The sequence below is a fragment of the Calditrichota bacterium genome, from assembly GCA_013112635.1.
Classification (GTDB): Bacteria; Calditrichota; Calditrichia; order Calditrichales; family J004; genus JABFGF01.
Map to the genome: position 1 here is coordinate 547,888 of JABFGF010000001.1, position 17,998 is coordinate 565,885.

General features: G+C 36.1%; 13 protein-coding genes. All 13 read right to left on the reverse strand.

Annotated elements, in window-relative coordinates; all coding sequences use genetic code 11:
• Positions 1 to 33: 33 nt before the first annotated feature.
• A complete protein-coding gene (locus tag HND50_02490) occupies positions 34 to 870 on the reverse strand; it encodes a hypothetical protein (protein NOG44065.1) in 837 nt (278 codons plus the stop codon).
• A gap of 76 nt (positions 871 to 946) precedes the next feature.
• Positions 947 to 1,762: a hypothetical protein gene (locus tag HND50_02495; GenBank protein NOG44066.1), complete on the reverse strand. Its 816-nt coding sequence runs from the start codon at positions 1,760 to 1,762 to the stop codon at positions 947 to 949.
• A 96-nt stretch (positions 1,763 to 1,858) separates the two neighbouring features.
• Positions 1,859 to 2,668, reverse strand: coding sequence for a lipoate--protein ligase family protein (locus HND50_02500; protein ID NOG44067.1), 810 nt, complete (start codon positions 2,666 to 2,668; stop codon positions 1,859 to 1,861).
• A gap of 3 nt (positions 2,669 to 2,671) precedes the next feature.
• Positions 2,672 to 3,445 carry an acyl-ACP--UDP-N-acetylglucosamine O-acyltransferase gene (gene lpxA, locus HND50_02505; protein NOG44068.1) on the reverse strand — a complete coding sequence of 258 codons (774 nt, stop codon included), beginning with the start codon at positions 3,443 to 3,445 and terminating at the stop codon, positions 2,672 to 2,674.
• Between the two features lie 7 nt (positions 3,446 to 3,452).
• Positions 3,453 to 4,862: a bifunctional UDP-3-O-[3-hydroxymyristoyl] N-acetylglucosamine deacetylase/3-hydroxyacyl-ACP dehydratase gene (locus tag HND50_02510; GenBank protein ID NOG44069.1), complete on the reverse strand. Its 1,410-nt coding sequence runs from the start codon at positions 4,860 to 4,862 to the stop codon at positions 3,453 to 3,455.
• Positions 4,862 to 5,911, reverse strand: coding sequence for a UDP-3-O-(3-hydroxymyristoyl)glucosamine N-acyltransferase (gene lpxD / locus HND50_02515; protein ID NOG44070.1), 1,050 nt, complete (start codon positions 5,909 to 5,911; stop codon positions 4,862 to 4,864). Before lpxD ends, HND50_02510 begins: the two co-directional genes overlap by 1 nt.
• An 11-nt stretch (positions 5,912 to 5,922) precedes the next feature.
• A complete protein-coding gene (locus tag HND50_02520; protein NOG44071.1) occupies positions 5,923 to 6,471 on the reverse strand; it encodes an OmpH family outer membrane protein in 549 nt (182 codons plus the stop codon).
• Positions 6,472 to 6,547: 76 nt separating this feature from the next.
• Positions 6,548 to 8,860 (reverse strand): outer membrane protein assembly factor BamA, encoded by a 2,313-nt coding sequence (gene bamA / locus HND50_02525; protein ID NOG44072.1) that lies wholly within the window; start codon positions 8,858 to 8,860, stop codon positions 6,548 to 6,550.
• Between the two features lie 13 nt (positions 8,861 to 8,873).
• The gene (locus HND50_02530) at positions 8,874 to 13,004 is read right to left on the reverse strand and encodes a DUF748 domain-containing protein (GenBank protein ID NOG44073.1); all 4,131 of its coding nucleotides are present in this window, start codon (positions 13,002 to 13,004) and stop codon (positions 8,874 to 8,876) included.
• A gap of 273 nt (positions 13,005 to 13,277) precedes the next feature.
• A complete protein-coding gene (locus HND50_02535) occupies positions 13,278 to 15,275 on the reverse strand; it encodes a (Fe-S)-binding protein (GenBank protein ID NOG44074.1) in 1,998 nt (665 codons plus the stop codon).
• Positions 15,276 to 15,475: 200 nt separating this feature from the next.
• Entirely contained in the window at positions 15,476 to 15,973 is a 498-nt protein-coding gene (gene def, locus HND50_02540) for a peptide deformylase (GenBank protein NOG44075.1), read from the reverse strand.
• Between the two features lie 27 nt (positions 15,974 to 16,000).
• Positions 16,001 to 16,324, reverse strand: coding sequence for an iron-sulfur cluster insertion protein ErpA (gene erpA, locus HND50_02545; GenBank protein NOG44076.1), 324 nt, complete (start codon positions 16,322 to 16,324; stop codon positions 16,001 to 16,003).
• 34 nt (positions 16,325 to 16,358) lie between these two features.
• Complete coding sequence (gene rny / locus HND50_02550) at positions 16,359 to 17,930, reverse strand: ribonuclease Y (GenBank protein ID NOG44077.1); 1,572 nt, start codon at positions 17,928 to 17,930, stop codon at positions 16,359 to 16,361.
• Positions 17,931 to 17,998: the final 68 nt, after the last annotated feature.

Here is a 17,998-nt window from a genome sequence, read left to right on the forward strand (position 1 = left end):
TAACTCAAATCTTTCATAATTGTTTCAAACAAATTATAAAATCAACCTTAATCCGGCGCTAATCGATTTATAATCACCAAAATTATACTCAGCATTTAAGTTAAAAATCAATATGGAAAAATTTATACCTAATTGATACCTAATTTCTTCCAATCCTGGGATTGAAATATCCACTTTATCACCAGTACCTGGATCGCTGACGTTTGTTACATTATTAATATATCCTGCACCACCGTACGCTTCTATTGGTAACACACTAATTCTTTTTGAGCCTACAATATTCATAGAAAACACAGCGCCTTCAATATAATCATCAACTCCGTATTTTTGATAAACAGCTAAAACACCAATATTAAACGGTATCGGGGATATAGAAAACAAGTTTTCCAGCTCGTATTTTATCCCAACACCATAAATTGTGATTTTACCAACTTTTTTATCTTTCCATTCGGAATAGCGTAAAAGCAGGTTGGTATTATCACCAACACCAATATTTAATTGCAAAACCGGGATATTGAATGAATTAATATCCAATCCCTTGATTCCTGATGAATCATCTAAAGTCTTGCCAAAAACGGTTACCGACTGCAGTGAATCTGTCCCAAACGTTTTTTCACTTTGTGCTATTGGGGTTGTTATATAATTAATACCTAAATCAAAATGCGGAAACTTATATGCTTTTGCACTGAAGTAGGATGAGCTGGCAAGTGTTGCACCGAAAGCATTTGACAATGGTGTTAAATAGCCTTTTAAACTCGTTTCATTGTTATTTAAAAAAAATCTGCTAATATCATTTTCCAATACCTGTCCACTTACTGGAGAACAAATCACAAAAAATGCAATAATAGCTTTTAGAATAATTACTTTCACTACCCGTCTCTGAAATTCAAAATGACTATATAGAAAAAAAGCCCCGTAAAGGGGCTTATATTAAAAACACTTACCTTTAAATTGAAATACCGTATCCAACGCCGGCAGCTAAATTACTACCTCTGCCACCAACTTCTACCTTAAAACCAAAAAGGGCTAACCCAGCCGCAAACCTAAACCCTGTAGAATCGAGCGTACCTGTTATTTCGTTTGGAACTACTACGCCATTAGTAACGATCGCCTGGTTCCAGGTCATATCTGTTGAGCCTAGTTCAACTCCAAGTTTTCCATAAATTCGGGCAACAACTAGGTCATAGCTCATCATTGCGCCAATGTTTATTGTAGAAAAGTCAAGGTTAATTCCGGTCTTAACATCTCCTGTTACGCCTTGTACAGTTACTGAATTTGTCTCAGTTGCACCAAAAGTCATTGTATTATAATCTGCAAATAAAGCTGTAGCTGGAAATGCAGGTACAGGAATTAAATCTGTAATTTCATATTTTAAACCAAAGCCTAATACTTTAACATTTGCACCAGACATTTCTAATTCAGGTAAAAAACGTCCGTAAGCTTCAAAGCCGGCAGTACCAAATCCAAGCTGTATGCCTGCACCACCGGGAAAATATAAATCATCATCAATACCGATTGCTTCATTTTTTTCTATACTTCCAACACCAAAAAACACACCGGCGCTAAAACGAAAAACAGATGGTCCAGAAGCATCAGTCCAATCTAATACGCTCATTCCTGCATGAATCCCATTATTAAAATCTTCAAATTCACTTTCTAAATCTTTTACGGATGAGTATTCGGTCAAATCCAAATCTACCTGGGCGAAAGAAACTCCAGATATTAAAAGTAAAATTAGTAGTGAGTGTAAAAATTTATACATAAAAATCCTCCGTGTGTATATTTATGTTTAGCTGCGCAAATATAAGGTTTAGACAATTAAAATAGCAAATAGAGTAAATTATAAAATTACAAATATTTAGCTCTGATATTGGTTCGGGATAAATAACTGACTATTAAATTTTTCCGCCTCTTTTTTTTCTGATTTTGTGGGATATTTATAATGTATTGGTATTTTATATTTATCGAAAAAAGATTCTGATAAAGCAGATGAAATTTCGACTTCACTTATTTTTTTTTTGTTAATATTTTCAAGATTAGTTGAATTGTGTTTTAAAAGTTCTGTCTGTCCCTCTTTATTGCCTGAATCTGTTCTAATATAATTGATAATTTTTTCATGTTCTCTACCAATAATTATTGAGCCGTGTTGCAAAATCGATTTTTTGTAGATTTTTTGAGCACTTCCAACTACTTTTTTCCCTTTTAACTGGATTTCACTTTTGGCAGCCCTGTTAAAGCAGGCAAATGTACTATCACCTTTGTTTAAATAGTTATTATCTTTTTTAGTAGTAGAAAGCGCCACATCAAAACCAATATCTTTTAAAGCCCCGGCCAATAGAATATGAAATATCTCATATATTTCATGATGTGTAATATAACCCCTTGGGATAATAAAACTGTATGTCAGTTCCTGAGCATGTAAAATGGCACTGCCACCGGTTGGTCTTCGAACAATATCTATTTTGTTTTTGTCAATGGCTTCAATATCAACATTATTTAAATTTTGGTGGCGCCCAAGTGAAAGGCAGAAAGGATTCCAGCCATAAAATCTTAGTATTGGTTTTTGGTCATGGCCAACCTGTTCAGCAAATAACAGATCCAAAGCCATATTTTCTAAACCTGTAAAATATTGAAATGGGATTACACGAAGAGAAGTAAACGGAAGCATAACTTAACGTATAATACCTCTGTCACATGATTTGAGAAAATCAACAAGATGCATAACTTCTGGAGTGTCAGAAAATTTTTCTGAAATGAGCTTAATTGCTTCTTTTGTAGTATTATTCTGGCGATATAATATTTTATATGCCTCTCGGATTGCAGAAAGTGAGTCCGCAGAAAATCCACGCCTTTGCATACCAATTTTATTTAAACCTGCAAATTTTAATGGTTCTCCCATTGCCAAAATATATGGAGGAACATCTTTAGGGATTCTCAATCCACCGCCAATAAAGCTTTGCGTGCCTATCTTTACAAATTGATGTACGGGAGTTAATCCACCAATTCCAACAAAATCTTCGATTATAACATGCCCGGCAAGGTTAACTGAATTTGCAAGAACAACATTATTCCCAATTTGACAATCATGGGCCACATGGGCGTAAGCCATAATTAAACAGTTGTCACCTATCCGGGTGTAATAGCTATGGGTCGTTGCCCTGTTTAACGTTGCAAATTCGCGTATCGTTGTATTGTTGCCAATCTGCAAGAATGTTTTTTCATCTTCAAATTTCAAATCCTGCGGATCTGTGCCTAAAACAGCGCCTTTGGATATTTTACATCCTTTACCCAACTCTGTACCACTGGAAATTAAAACATGTGATGCTATTTGACAGCCATCGTTAATTTTTACATCATTTTCAATTATTGAATATGGCCCAATAGAAACGTCATTTCCAATATCAGCATTTTCACTAACAATGGCACTGGGATGAATCTGTGTCATTTTTCTCCTATTTATCAACTACGGCGGCCATCATTTCAGCCTCACACACAAGCTGCCCTTTTACAAATGCTTTACCTGCCATTTTAAACATGCTACGCCTGCCTTTTATCATTTCTAATTCCATAATTAGCTGATCACCAGGCTGAACTGTTTTTCTAAATTTCACATTGTCAATTCCGGTAAAAAAGACAAGTTTATTCCCAACCTCTTGTTGCTCATTTAACAAAAGTACACCACCAACCTGCGCCATTGCCTCAACAATTAAAACCCCCGGCATAACCGGCCGTTCCGGGAAATGGCCTTCAAAAAATTGCTCATTTGCTGTTACATTTTTAATTCCAACAGCTCTTTTTTCAGGTTCAAGTTCAATAATTGAATCGATCAACAAAAATGGATAGCGGTGAGGTAATATTTTTTTAATGGCATTGATATCAAAAACAACGCCTTTTTTTTCTATATCCTGATATTTACGTGTTAATAGCTGTTTTTTATATAATGACCTCAGGATTTTTGCAAACTCGATATTGCTTTGATGCCCGGGACGTGCCGCTAACAGCTGCGCTTTAATATTAACACCTGCCAGAGCCAGATCACCCATCAAATCTAATAGTTTATGTCTGGCGGGTTCATTTTTGAAACGTAGTTGTTTATTGTTTAATGTTCCGTTTTCTCCAAGTACAACATCTTCAGATATGTCAAACATATTTCTAAGGCGCGTAATATCTTTATCTGACAAGTCGCGATCGACAATTACCAACGCGGAATCTAAATCACCACCTTTTATCAAACCTTGTTCAGCAAGGCCTTCAACTTCGTGTAGAAAACAAAATGTTCTGGCAGGAGCAAAATCAGTAACAAATTCTGAGTCCATATTAAACAAACCTGTGTGCTGACTTCCAAGGGCCGGATTATTGTAATCAATCATAACTGTAAGACGGTAATCGTCGGTTGGCAGTGCAACAATCTGAACACCTTTTTCATCAACAGTAAAATTGATAGTTTCATCAATTACCAAAAATTCACGTTCGGCTTCTTGCTCATCCATGCCTGCTGATTGTAAGATATCAACAAACTCTTTTGCAGAACCATCACCAATTGGTGGCTCATTTGCGTTAAGCTCGATACGTACATTATCAATTTCCAATCCCACTAGCGCAGCAAGAACATGTTCAATTGTATGTACAGCAACACCATCAACCTGAATTGTGGTGCCACGTAAACTATCAACTTCTGTGTCTTGAACAACATTATCTACAATCGCTTCAATTTCCGGAGAATTGTCAATATCAACACGGACAAATTTTCGTCCATAATTTTCCGGTGCAGGCTTAAATGTAATTTTGGTTTTATTTCCAGTATGCAGTCCACGGCCTTCAAATGAGACTTCTTTCTTAATTGTTGCTTGTTTATCTCTCATTATTGGTCATTTCCTTTTTCTAATTCAGATATTTTGTTTTTCAAATCCAAAACTTCAGTCTCAAGTTGGTGTAGCTTCTTAGTGTTTTCTGGCAGATGTTTAACACTCGCTTCAATACGTTTCTTTTGCATTATTGGTATGGCTGGCATCCCCATCAAAATGGATTTTTTGGGAGTATCTTTAGTTACCCCTGCTTGTCCGGCAATGATCGATTCATCTCCAAGTTTCAAATGTCCACCTATTCCTGCCTGACCACCAATTGTTACGTTCTTCCCAACTTCCGTACTACCTGCAATACCGGTTTGGGCTGCGATTACCGTATGCTCATTTACTATGCAATTATGTGCAATCTGAACAAGATTATCTAGTTTAACACCTTCTTTTATTATTGTTGAACCAAGAGTGGCTCTGTCGATAGTCGTATTAGCACCAATTTCAACATTGTCTTCAACTACAACATTTCCAATCTGTGGGATTTTTATATATTTACCATCATGTGGTGCAAAACCAAATCCATCGCTACCAACAACAACCCCATCATGCAGAATTACATTGTCACCAATAACACAGCGCTCACGGATTGAAACATTAGGATAAAGAATTGTATTACTTCCTATCGAAACATTATCCAATATTTTTACACCGGGATAAAAAGTACAGTTATCACCAATTCTCGAATTTGAACCAATAAAAACAAACGGCCCAACGTTGCAGACTTCCCCTATTTTTGCACTTTCTGATATTTCAGATTTTGGAGAAATTCCCTCGAAGTCTAAGACTTTTTTTGGTTCGAATAGTTTCAATAAAAGAAGAAACCCCATATAAGCGTTTTCAACTTTTATATGAGGCATCGAAATTTCACCGGCACTGGTATCAACAACAATGGCGCTTGCACTTGTTGATTTAATAAAATGCTTATATTTAGGGTTTGCTAAAAAAGTAATTTCGCCATCTTTGGCAGAATCTATTTTTGCAGGTCCGGATATTTCAATATCCTCCGGGCCAGAAAGTTCTCCGTTTAGATGTTTTGCAATTTCTATAAGCTTCATCTACAGTGGCGCTACTTTTTACCGGAAGTTGTAGTAGTTGAAACTTTGTTTTTGTTCAACTCTTCAATTACTTGATCTGTGATATCGTATTCCGGTTTAAAATAAACAACAGATCCCGTGGCGCCGTCTAAAATGTAATCATAGCCATCCGCTTCGCCAATTTCTTTTATAACATTTGCAACTTTATCAATTATTGGCTGTCCAAGCTCTGCCTGCTTACGATAATATTCACCCTGTGGACCAAGTTTTTCGTATTTATATTTTTCTATTTCCATTCCTTTGGTTTGCATCATTTTTTCTTTTTCAGCCTTTTTTTCTGGGCTTAACAACAAACTTTGTGACTCAATTTCTTGTAGCTGTTGTGTATAATCTTGAACTAGCTGATCATACTCTGCCTGGTATTTATTTTGAATCTCAGCAAGTTTATTTTGAACATCTTTGTATTCCTGGTATTCAGTTAATACTTTTTGAGAATGAACATATGCAAATTTTTGAGCAAAAACAGGTAATGCCATAAATAGTAAAAGAACTGTAATTAAACTAACTTTGATTGATTTCACAAAATCCTCCTTAATGAACACATTTATTTAAATGTTTAATTCCAATAAATTTAAAACGCTGAATTTAGTTAATTTGTTAAAACCTTCCAAATTGAAAGTGAACTTTCCATTTTCCATCAATAGGATCACCTGTCACCGGATCATAATAATCAAAACCGTAACCAAAATCTATCCCGATTATACCCACAAGTGGCATAAATAAACGCACGCCTGCCCCAACAGATCGCCTTAATTCAAATGGATTTGTATCACCAACATTTTGCCATGTATTTCCTGCTTCTGCAAAAAACAATCCAAAAATAGTTGGGTTTGGTGCAATTGGGAAACGCAATTCCAGAGTGGATTTAACCATAGATTTACCGCCAAGTGGGCTGCCATTAACCAATTGGCCAACGTTTCCGTCTTCATATCCTCTAAGGCCTTCAGCAAAGCCAAGGCCGCTACCACCCATGTAGAAGAACTCACCAAAAAGCAGATTTGTGTCGTCTTTTAATAAGTTTATCATGCCATATTTATTATGAGAATATAAAACCAAATTTGCCGGTAATGGGAGAAACCATTCAGATGAAAAAATGGTTTTAAGGAAATGTTGCTCACCACCAAAAGGACCACCCGAAAGTTCAACTGATAAAGAATGAGAAGTTCCCCTTGTCGGGAATTCTGGATTATTGCGGCTATCCCTTGAAATGATCTGGGTTAAGCTTAACTGGCTTGTATTACCGTTTCTGTAACCAAAGCCTTCAAGGCTTCCATCAACATTGGAAATTCTTGTTTTTGCAGCTCGGAAAATCCAATCACCTCTAAAGTAGTTATCCGGCCAGCGGAAGCGTCTTCCAAGACGAATACTCCCACCTGTATCATTTCTTGTAAAAGGATAAAATCCGCCGCCTGTACGTGTATCAAAGATAGAAAACCCGCCTAAAGTTGGTGTATCAAAAAGCCAAGGTTCAGTGAAACTGATAGATGCAGATCGATAAATACGGCCAAACTGCCAATCAATAACAAGGCGTTGTCCATCGCCGCCACTTAATGGATGTGCGAGAGAAAAGTTATTGAAAGTTAATCCCAGACTACCGATAAGCCCATCACGCTGACTAAAACCAGCTGACATATTTGCCATATCTGTAGATTTTTCTGCGACTTCAACTTTCAGGTTTACATTTTTAGAATCATCCGGAATAAGACGCACATCGGGTTGAACGTTGCTAAAATAATTTAGAATCATTAAATCACGAATTGAACGTTCGAGCTTTGCACTGTTAAATTTATCTCCGGGATGAAGCTTAAACTCCCTGCGGATTACTTTCTCATGCGTTTTCGAGTTGCCAACAATACTGACTTCTTTTATCCGTACAACATTTGCTTCAGTAATAGAAAAATTAATATTTAGTGTATCGTTTTCCACCGGGATTTCTTGTGGAACTATGCTTGCAAAAAGATAACCCTGGTTGTAATAAAGCTTTTGAAGCCGGTCTCTAATACCTTCATCATATTTCTTCTGATCGTAAATGTCACCTTTTTCAATATCTAAAACGGCGCTTAACTCTTCATCTGAAAATATCTCATTTCCATCAAATTTGATCATTCCGAAGTGATATTCATTACCTTCATGAACCCAGATATCAATAAACAGATCTTGCTTATCATCGCTGTATGACAGCGAATCTCTCAATACTTCGGCATCGCGATACCCATTTTCTTTGTAATATTGGACAACAAGATTTTTATCTTCTTCAAATTTCTTGGGATCAAAATCAGCACTTCTCCACCAGCGGTCTTCCTGTGTTTCTTCCATTGCATCTTTTAAATCATCACCTTCAAAAGCAGTATTACCATGGAAGCGGATTCCTTCAATCTGAACTTCAGAGCCTTCTTCAATTTCAATATCTAAATTAACCCTGTCTTTTTTTGCGGTTGAAGTATCAATGGAAACTGTCGCAAGCAGAAAACCTTCTTCCCGATATTTTTTAAGGATTTTCTTTTTCATTTTTGAAATTTTGTACGGGGCAACTACCATACCGCGATAAGTATCTAATTCGTCTTCAATTTCATCTTTATCTAATTCATCAAATCCAGTAATATTAACCAAGTTTAAACGAGGATACTCTTTGACTTTAATTAAAAGGTCCAATCCGTCAATCGACTGGCTGGTAACATAGACCTGAACATCTTCAAATATCCTTAAAGCCCAAAGGTTTTTTATTGCTTCCTGAATATTTTCACCTGTTATATTCATCCCTGATGTCAGTCCGGAGTTCAATCTTATTGAACTTGCATCAGCACTTGTATTTCCTTCAATTGTTATTGAATTAATAGTTATTTGCTGAACTTGTGCATTTAAAATTGTTATAAAAAATAAAATAAAAAATGTCGCGAAAAATTTCCGCACATGATCCTCCATGTTAAAATGAAAATGAATGTCTAAGTCTAATTTTAAAGTCTTCTAAATACTGCCTTTGATTAGCAATATTATAATATCCAAGTAACTCTCTGTCCCACTCAAACTCTACCAGCATATTTCTAAAAAATCGGTATTCCAGCCCTAAAGAATGGTTAAAATCAAAGCTGCTTTCAGCGTCATCATACAATGATACAAGTTGGCCGGTATAAGTTAAATAAAGGTTTTCATTTAAATATTTGCCAACTGTTACTTCTGAGCTTGACATTAAAAACAAGTACGGCAGATCGCTTGAAATTGGATTTATAAACGGATTTGTGTCATGATTGTTCAATTGCCTTCCGACACTGCTGTAAAACAAGTTTCGTGCAATGCTGGAATTAAACCGGACCAAATCCATCCCCAGGCTACGCTCTAAAACACGCTCAATTGGCCTTAACAATGGCCGAATAAGGTATTTTTCTGTAAGCGCGCCACCAACATTTGTAGCCTTTTCTCTGAAATTTTCTACAGAGTAACCCAGGTATGCCAATACTTGTTCCTGAGTTTCGCCCATTGTAGGGTCAGCGGAGACTAACTTAAATTTAAAATCCTGCCAATCACCCGATTGTTTTGTTTGCCCTGTTTTAGAATCCAGAGTATATAATTGTAAATATATTGTTTTCGGAATTGCCCCAACACTATCGCGGATTGTAGTCCATGCCCTTCCGGAAACATCAGGCAAATCTTTACCCCGTGGAAAATCCAATGCAAACCGGTCAACTTTGAAATTCTGGTCGAGGTATTCAAGACGCCCGCGAGTAGAAACGAGGCTTCCAATTGGTCTGAAAGTTCCTTTATTTATAATACCCGAAAAATGCAAACCTTCGCTGCTTTCATCAACTGTTATTTCCGCATTAACGTTATCTATATAAGCAGGTATTTCCCTAAGGTAAACAACATCTTCACCAGATTTTACAGTAGCATCCCATTCCATATTGCTTAGAAACTGAGCTGCTGTTGATGGTTTTTTATTAGGATTTTTACTTACAATAAAAGGATATGTAATTGTGGCTTCATTGAGCGTTACAATTCCGTAACCAAGCGGGTGCTTTACGGGTCCTGCAAAATAAAACTTCTCTTGTTCTGTTTTACCGGACAAATCCAGTTTTCCAAAACTCGTTTCGCGCATAATCCCAGGAATATTTAGGTTTACGCCATCATCACTTGTTTCCAATGCAAGGATGCCAAAATCGAGGTTCAGCCCTTTGAAGAACCAATGTTCAAGCTGTTTACCGGATTGAGTTTTGATATCTCGAACTGTATTAATATTGAGATAATTATCGTCAACATATGCATTTAAATTTTCAATATTAACTTTGTTAGAGCCTTCTTCTAAAAGTATCCGCCCACTAATATCATGCACATAGGGTGCAACAGAGTTCATCCACAATTCACCGCGATCTATATTTATATCTGCTGCAACAAGGTAAATTTCATCGGAAGTGCCTTTAAATTTTAATGAAATATCAGAAAGAGATGCACCATCGAGAAAGAAAGGTTCCCAATGGGGAAGCAAGTCTAAAATATCTCCATCAAAATTAATAAGCAGATCAACGTCATCTTTGGAATTAAGTGGAAATGTACCAACACTATTTAGATGATAATATCCTTGCTTCTCAATAAACAATCTTTGGAGTTCTATTTTATGGTCATCGTAGTTAACAACACTGCCTTCCGCCGGAATATTATCTAAAAGTATTAATTCCAAATTGTCATATTCAATACCATCCAGCGTTCCATTTGCCAATGAAACATTTGCTTCTACATAAGGCTGTTTTACAGTTCCTTTTAAATTGACTTCATAATCAGCAGAGCCTGTTACCAGAGTTTCATCCAAATTAAAACTTTTTATCAAAGACGGAATTTCAATTCCCTGGCCACTAAAATATCCGGAAATATGATTATTTAACAATCCCCATTCTAAATTACCGTTTAATAGCTCAATATTGTTATGGGAAATTTTTACTGAGTCAGCAATAAATCGCGTACGATCAGCAGTGAATTTTACTTCCGGTTGATAATAGCCAATATCATTTAGAACAAATTTGTCTCCTCTCAGGTCGGCTTTCATCCAGGGTTCCTTTAAGCTTCCCCCGAATAAAATATCCCCATTTATTTCACCTTGGTATCTGTAATCATCATTTGAGGAGTTTGACAAAGCCCGGATTATTTTAAAATCGTTAATAGTAATTTCGCCTTGTAGCTGATTAGCTTGTTTTTCCAAGTCTAAATAAAAATTACCGGCAATTCCTTCTTCAAAGTTTATTTGACTACCAAAAAAGTTTTCAGTGAAATCAGCTTCATAACTGCCGTTTAAGTTTTTTAAATTGATTTTCCCAATTAATTTTTTATGGGGTTCCAAAACATTTATTAAATTTGTTGACAAAGTAAAAATAGTGTCCGCAGAAGATCGATCACGTACCTGAACCTGCCCGTGAAGATCATTTACAGTACCATACAACAAACCCTTTGTATCAATTTTATCAAAGATTGATGTTACTATTTTATCCGAAGAAAATTTCGAAAATGGAAAATTTTCAAAAAAAGCAGATTTGATATTTGGCTGCGTTAAATAATCAGCGATTCTAATACTTCCCTTTAAATTGCTGCTGTTTGATTCTGTAAGATTTATTTGAAGTGTGTTCGAATCACCAATTACATTTCCGTTTAAAGAAAGCAGGGTATCAAATCCTGCCAGGTTATAATCCCAATTTCCATCTGATTTTCCTGAACTCAAATCAACATTTAGTTTTAAGTTAAAACTATGGGCTGCCTGGCTAAGTCTATCAAATAAAACATGTTCACCCGATTGATATCCACCCGCTACATTGATATTCAGTTTGTCATCATCATATCCATAAAAACCGTTGCCGCTTATGGATAAATCATGATCATTTATTAAAATTGAAGGTAATTGTATTCCTTTATCTGAAAACTTAAAATTTGTAATAACTTTCTCTATTGGATTTTTATAAACTGTGATGTCCCTCGAGCTTAGGCTTCCTTTAATGTCATAATTATCAAGCCCCAAATGATAAGCAAGTCTCAAATCAACGGTGCTGCTATCAAATATTTCTTTGCGGATGTAATTCTGAAATGCACTTAATGGAAAGTTTTTAGTATCAACTTCACCGTATAATTCCGGGGCAAACACATTTTCAATTGTGCCGGTTATATTTAAGGGATGATTTTTATAATTAAGATTTCCCTTACTAATTTCAAGTTTATTATCTTCAATCTTTACATTAAAATTTATATTATCCGCATATTCATCCTGGTAAGAAGCTGCCATATTTTTTAAATCCAGACTTCCGATTATCATAACAGAATCAAGTTTGGAAATATTACCTCTTAATACCATAAATCCTGCCAAAGAACCTTCAATAACCAATTTTTCAACAAAATGATTTATAATTGATTCTTCAAAAGAGTATTCTACTATATCAATTCTTGAGACAAAATCTTGTTTCTTTTTATCTACAAGCAGGTTTAATTTAAAATTCTCATCCTCTGTAGAAAAAATATTCCCTTTCACGTTTAGGACTAAATCTTTTTTACGTGTGGAATTTAACCAGCCATTTAAATTTTGAGCGTAGGCAATAAAACTTCCTTCACTGTTTTCATATATAATTTTGCCATTATTTACCCGTAAATTATTGAATTGATTTAACCTCTCTATCTGGGCAAAGATATCCAAATTTGAGCTGTCTTTAATAACCGGTTCTTTTACACTACTAACCTGGTGGATGATGAGGCGAGGTTGATTTAAATATATTTCCCTGATTGCATTTTGAGGATTCGATGGGTTTTTAATAAAATCCGACAGATTAAAATCGATCACAATTTGTTCTATAAGCAATTCGACCTGTTCATTGGAAGAAAGAAAAGATATTTCACTAATTTCGAATTTCCCCAACCCAATTTCTATTTTTTGCAGATCAAGCTGGTGTCCCTGCTCAGCAAATATTTTATCAATTAGATAGTTTTTTAATGGTGTGTCATAGCCAGTTACTTTCAACAAAGCGGGAAGCGAAACAAAAAACAGCCCGAGAAAAGAAAGAATGAGGCACGTTATGATAATAGTTTTTTTCATTTTTTTAGCGCTAAAAGAGAGCAAACGGTGTCTTTTTTTAGCATTCTAAACTTTTTCAAGGTTTAGATTTTATCATTATTTTATAATCTTTTATAAAGCCCGATAAATCAAACAGATAGTACATCAACTGTTGCATTAATTTAAATGTTCCGGGCAAGGCGCAAACTTACAAAAAAACCTGGCCTAAATCCATTATTTACGCCTTTTAAAAGCAAAAAATGCATCCAGTTTAAGAGATGCATTTTATAATCTATTTCTTACTATTTTATATAACTATACTAATTTTTCTGCAACAATTTCTGCGATGTCTTTCACTTCCATTTCTGATTCCAATTCTTTGGAAGCATCCGTCATCATCGTCATACAAAAAGGACAGCCTGTTGCGATGGTTTCTGCGCCTGTTTCCCGGGCTTCTTTAAAACGCGCCTGGCGAACCGGTTCATTACCGGCTTCTTCTTCTTTCCACATCTGGGCACCTCCGGCACCACAACAAAATCCATTATTTTTTGATCGATCCATTTCAACAAGATTAGCACCGCTTGCTTTAAGCGAATCACGCGGTGCATCATACTCTTCATTATGGCGGCCTAAATAGCAAGGATCATGAAAAGTAGTTTTCTCAACTTGTTGTTCAACCTGCTTAATTAATCCCCGGTCAATCAAATCACTGATAAATTGCGAATGATGGACAACCTCATAGTTCCCGCCCAATTGAGGGTATTCATTTTTCAAAGTATTGTAGCAATGTGGACACTGAGTTATGATTTTTTTGAATTTCAGATTATTCAACGTTTCAATATTTGTCATAGCCAGCATCTGGTACAAATATTCATTTCCGGATCGTCTTGCCGGATCACCTGTACACGATTCTTTTTTGCCTAAAATTCCATAATTTGTCCCTGCTGCATTCAATATTTTTATCATTGATTTTGTTACTTTAACATTGCGGTCGTCAAATGAACCGGAGCAACCAATCCAATAAAGGACTTCTGTATCTTCTGTAATTTGAGGTACATTCATTCCTTCAGCCCACTCATCCCTGGTACTCGATGCCAAACCCCACGGATTACCCTGGTTTTCCAAGTTTTTATAGGTAGTGGCCAATTCCGGTGCCATGTCCCCTTCTTCTAAAACAAGGTAGCGGCGCATATCTACAATGCGGTCGATATATTCAATAAACAACGGACAAGCTTCTTCACACGCTTTGCAAGTTGTACAAGCCCACAACATCTCACTTTCTATTACTTCACCAACCAGTGCTTTACCAACATATTCTTTTGTACCCTCTTTTTGTTTTGCCAATTGCAGTAAAAACGGTGTCTTTTCTTCATATAGATGATGACGGGATTTTATATTAATTTCTTTTGGGCTAAGCATTTTACCTGTGTTATATGCAGGGCAGACATCCTGGCAACGCCCACATTCGGTGCATGTATAAATATCAAGAATGTCTTTCCATGAGCTCTGTTCAATTTGTGAAACACCAAAATTTTCAGCCTCTTCAAGATCAATATGCCGCAAAGCTCCATAGCTAAACCGGCGTAAGAAAACATTTGGCAGTGAAGTGATTACATGAAAGTGTTTTGAATTTGGCAGCAGGTTAAGAAAGAGAAATAAAGATAAAACATGAATCCACCAGGAAGCGTCATGTATTAATGCCAAAGTATCAGCGCTTTGCCCGGCAAAAAATGAGCTAAATGCCTGGCTCATTGGAGATAGCTCAGTTTGGATACCGGCCACAACCTTTACACCACCGGAAATAAAATCGGTAAGCATTAAAATACCAATCAACAAAAGGACAAGGATAGCTTCACCTGACAAGGTTACCCGCTTAGGTTTTAAAACCAATCTGCGAAACAAGGCATATATAACCATTACTAAAACAATTACTTCAAACACATCCCTGAAAACCGTATATATGTCACCCAAAAATGATCCCGGTCCAAGTAATGGTAAATGAAATCCATGAACCAATCCACCAACGACCAGATGAATTGTATTAATACTCACAGCCAAAAATCCCCAGAAAATAAAAGCATGCATTAATCCTGCAACAAAAAAACGTCTGTCCAGAATCCGTCCCTGTCCAACAAAAAACTGTAATACAGTAATAATTCTCTTGCCAATATTATCCCAACGTAAGATTGGTTCATTTTGAGAAGCCTTAAGAATTACAAAACGTCTGTACACAAAGAATCCAAAAGCGGCTAACGATACAGCTAAAATTATAGAATATAAAATTAATCCAATTGTGCTTGCTGTCGGGTTCATATTTATCTCCTTACCATATAGAATATTGTGTGCAAGAGCCAAACAGAATGAATTCGATTAAAATGCTCTTATTGTGCAGGATTAAATATTAAATCTTAAGAATTAAACAAGGCTAAAGATAAGAAATATATATGATTTATTAAATAAAAAATGTGCAAAGAAAAGAAAGTTATTAAGGGAGAACGTCTGTTTTTTTTAATCTAATATTTTTCAGGGATCATTTTTTGGCTGATTAGAAGCTGTCTTTTTATGGGGCTGATTAAATCTACAAATAAGACGCCATTTAAATGATCTATTTCATGCTGAAGCACTCGGGCCATCCATCCATCAAACTCGTTTTCAAAACTGTCACCGTTTTCATCAAGATATTTCAACTTAATTGTCTCAGGCCGTTCAACATCTTCGCGAACTTCCGGAATGGAGAGACAACCCTCTTCCACAACAGAAGCGCCTATTCCCTCGACAATTTCAGGATTGATAAATGCTTGTGGTTCTGCCTCTTCCTCAATTGCTGAAATATCAACAACAAGCACTTTTTTAGAATGGCCAATTTGAGGTGCGGCCAGACCAATGCCATCCTCTCGATGCATCTTTTTTATCATTTGCTTTACAAAATCTTTTAAGGATTGGTCAAAAACCTGTACCTCTTCAGTTTCCCTGCGGAGAATTGGATCGCCAATAAGTCGTAGTTTCAGCATATTTTTAAAGTAGAATTTTGATTAGTTTTAAACAGCGAACGAGCTACCACAACCACATGTTTTTTGAGCATTTGGATTATTAAAAACAAACCCGGAACCATTTAGGCCATCAGTATAATCAAGTTCAGTGCCAGCTAAATAGACAATACTTTTCGCATCAATTAATACTTTAACACCACCATAGTCAAAAATCTGATCACTTTCTGCCTGGTTTTCTTCTATATCTAAAATATAAGTAAAACCTGAACAACCGCCGCCTTTAATACCAACGCGGATAAACCCATCTGGTTTTTGCTCAGCGCCTAATATGTCTCTTATTTTACCAACTGCTTTGTCGCTTACTGTAATCATCAAATTACTCCTAAAACTTTTATTTTAAATTTTTCTATACTTCTACATCATCAGTCATTTTTGAAGAAACAGATTTTCTTATGACTGTGATTTTAATTTGCCCCGGATACTCCATTGTATCTTTTATTTTGGCTGCAATATCTGAGGACAGAACCATGCATTCTTCATCAGTAAGTTTAGCCGGCTCTACAATTACCCGTACTTCACGCCCGGCCGAAATTGCATACGTTTTATTAACTCCATCAAATGAGTTTCCTATTTCTTCCAGCTGGCTGATCCGTTTAGTATAAGCCTCCAGGGAATCCCTGCGGGCGCCTGGCCTGCTGCCGCTAATTTTATCTGCTGCCGTCACCAAAACCGATATTGGCGAAATGGGTTCCGCTTCTTCATGGTGGGCCAAAATCGAGTTTATAACAACCTCATGTTCCCTGCATTTTTTTGCCAAATCTACACCAAGTGTAACATGGCTTCCTTCCGTATGGCTACTAATCGCCTTACCAATATCATGAAACAGTCCCGCACGCCGTGCCAGTTTAACACTAAAACCCAGCTCAGAAGCCAGCTTCCCTGCCAGGAATGCTACTTCTTTAGAATGCTGTAACTGATTTTGGCCATAACTGTACCTGTAACGCAAACGTCCAAGATTTTCTTTCATCATTGGATGCACATTGTTTAAACGCAATTCTCTTAATGTTTCTTCCGCAGCTTTTGAGATTGAACGGTTAACTTCATTTTTTGCTTTTTTTACAGCATGATGAATATTGTTAATATTGATATTTTTTGTCTTGATTAAATTTTGCATAGCAACACGGGCAACTTCCCTGGCAACTGGATCAAAACCCGATAGAACAACTGTTTCGGGTGTATCATCAACAATAACTTTTACACCTGTTGCATCTTCAAAAGCGCGGATATTCTTTCCCTCACGACCGATAATCATGCCTTTAAAACGTTCGTTTGGAAGTTCAACATTGGATAAAGTGGATTCCATTGTAAATTCGTAAGAAAGGTTTTCAATGGCCGTGGCAATTATTTCTTTGGCTTCTTTTTGAGCCCGTTCTTTTGCTTCCGTTCGGATGTCGTTTGCAATTTGTGCAGCTTCAATTTTTACTTTAGAATCAAGGTTTTTTAAAAGAATCTTTTTTGCTTCTTCCTGTGAAACATGTGATAATCTCTCAAGCTTGTTGTTTTGCTCCTCAATTACCGTATCCATCTTTTTGTGTTTTTCGAAGAGAATTTCTTCAAGCTCGTTTATTTTTTTCTCTTTGGATTCTAACCTGCTTTGAGCGATGTGCAGCTGGTTATCTTCTTTTCTTATTTGCTTTTCCCTAGTGGCGATCTGTGCTTCCTGTTTATTTATCTTGTCTTCTTTCTGTCGTAATTCGTTTTGAAAGCGGGTCCTTCTTTGCTGCATTTCTACTTTAAAATTATATAACTTTTCTTTTTTAATTTTTTCAGCTTCCCGTGCAGACTTTTCTTTTAATGACTTAACACTGGTTTTTGTGCGTATTAAATTGATGTGATAAAAAATTACACCAATCAATAGACCAGCAACAAAAGTGACAATAATCATTATCAGGTCTGTTGAGGTTATATTTTCAAACATTATTTAGCTCCGATCATAGACAATTATTTTCCGGTTTCGTATTAAAGCGTTTTAATTTATAGGATTAT

Bases quoted from the DNA above. Each gene is read 5' to 3' on its own strand.
- HND50_02495 (NOG44066.1), bottom strand. From the start codon at position 1,762: ATGTATAAATTTTTACACTCACTACTAATTTTACTTTTAATATCTGGA.
- HND50_02500 (NOG44067.1), bottom strand. From the start codon at position 2,668: ATGCTTCCGTTTACTTCTCTTCGTGTAATCCCATTTCAATATTTTACA.
- lpxA (NOG44068.1), bottom strand. From the start codon at position 3,445: ATGACACAGATTCATCCCAGTGCCATTGTTAGTGAAAATGCTGATATT.
- HND50_02510 (NOG44069.1), bottom strand. From the start codon at position 4,862: ATGAGAGATAAACAAGCAACAATTAAGAAAGAAGTCTCATTTGAAGGC.
- lpxD (NOG44070.1), bottom strand. From the start codon at position 5,911: ATGAAGCTTATAGAAATTGCAAAACATCTAAACGGAGAACTTTCTGGC.
- HND50_02530 (NOG44073.1), bottom strand. From the start codon at position 13,004: ATGAAAAAAACTATTATCATAACGTGCCTCATTCTTTCTTTTCTCGGG.
- HND50_02535 (NOG44074.1), bottom strand. From the start codon at position 15,275: ATGAACCCGACAGCAAGCACAATTGGATTAATTTTATATTCTATAATT.
- def (NOG44075.1), bottom strand. From the start codon at position 15,973: ATGCTGAAACTACGACTTATTGGCGATCCAATTCTCCGCAGGGAAACT.
- erpA (NOG44076.1), bottom strand. From the start codon at position 16,324: ATGATTACAGTAAGCGACAAAGCAGTTGGTAAAATAAGAGACATATTA.
- rny (NOG44077.1), bottom strand. From the start codon at position 17,930: ATGTTTGAAAATATAACCTCAACAGACCTGATAATGATTATTGTCACT.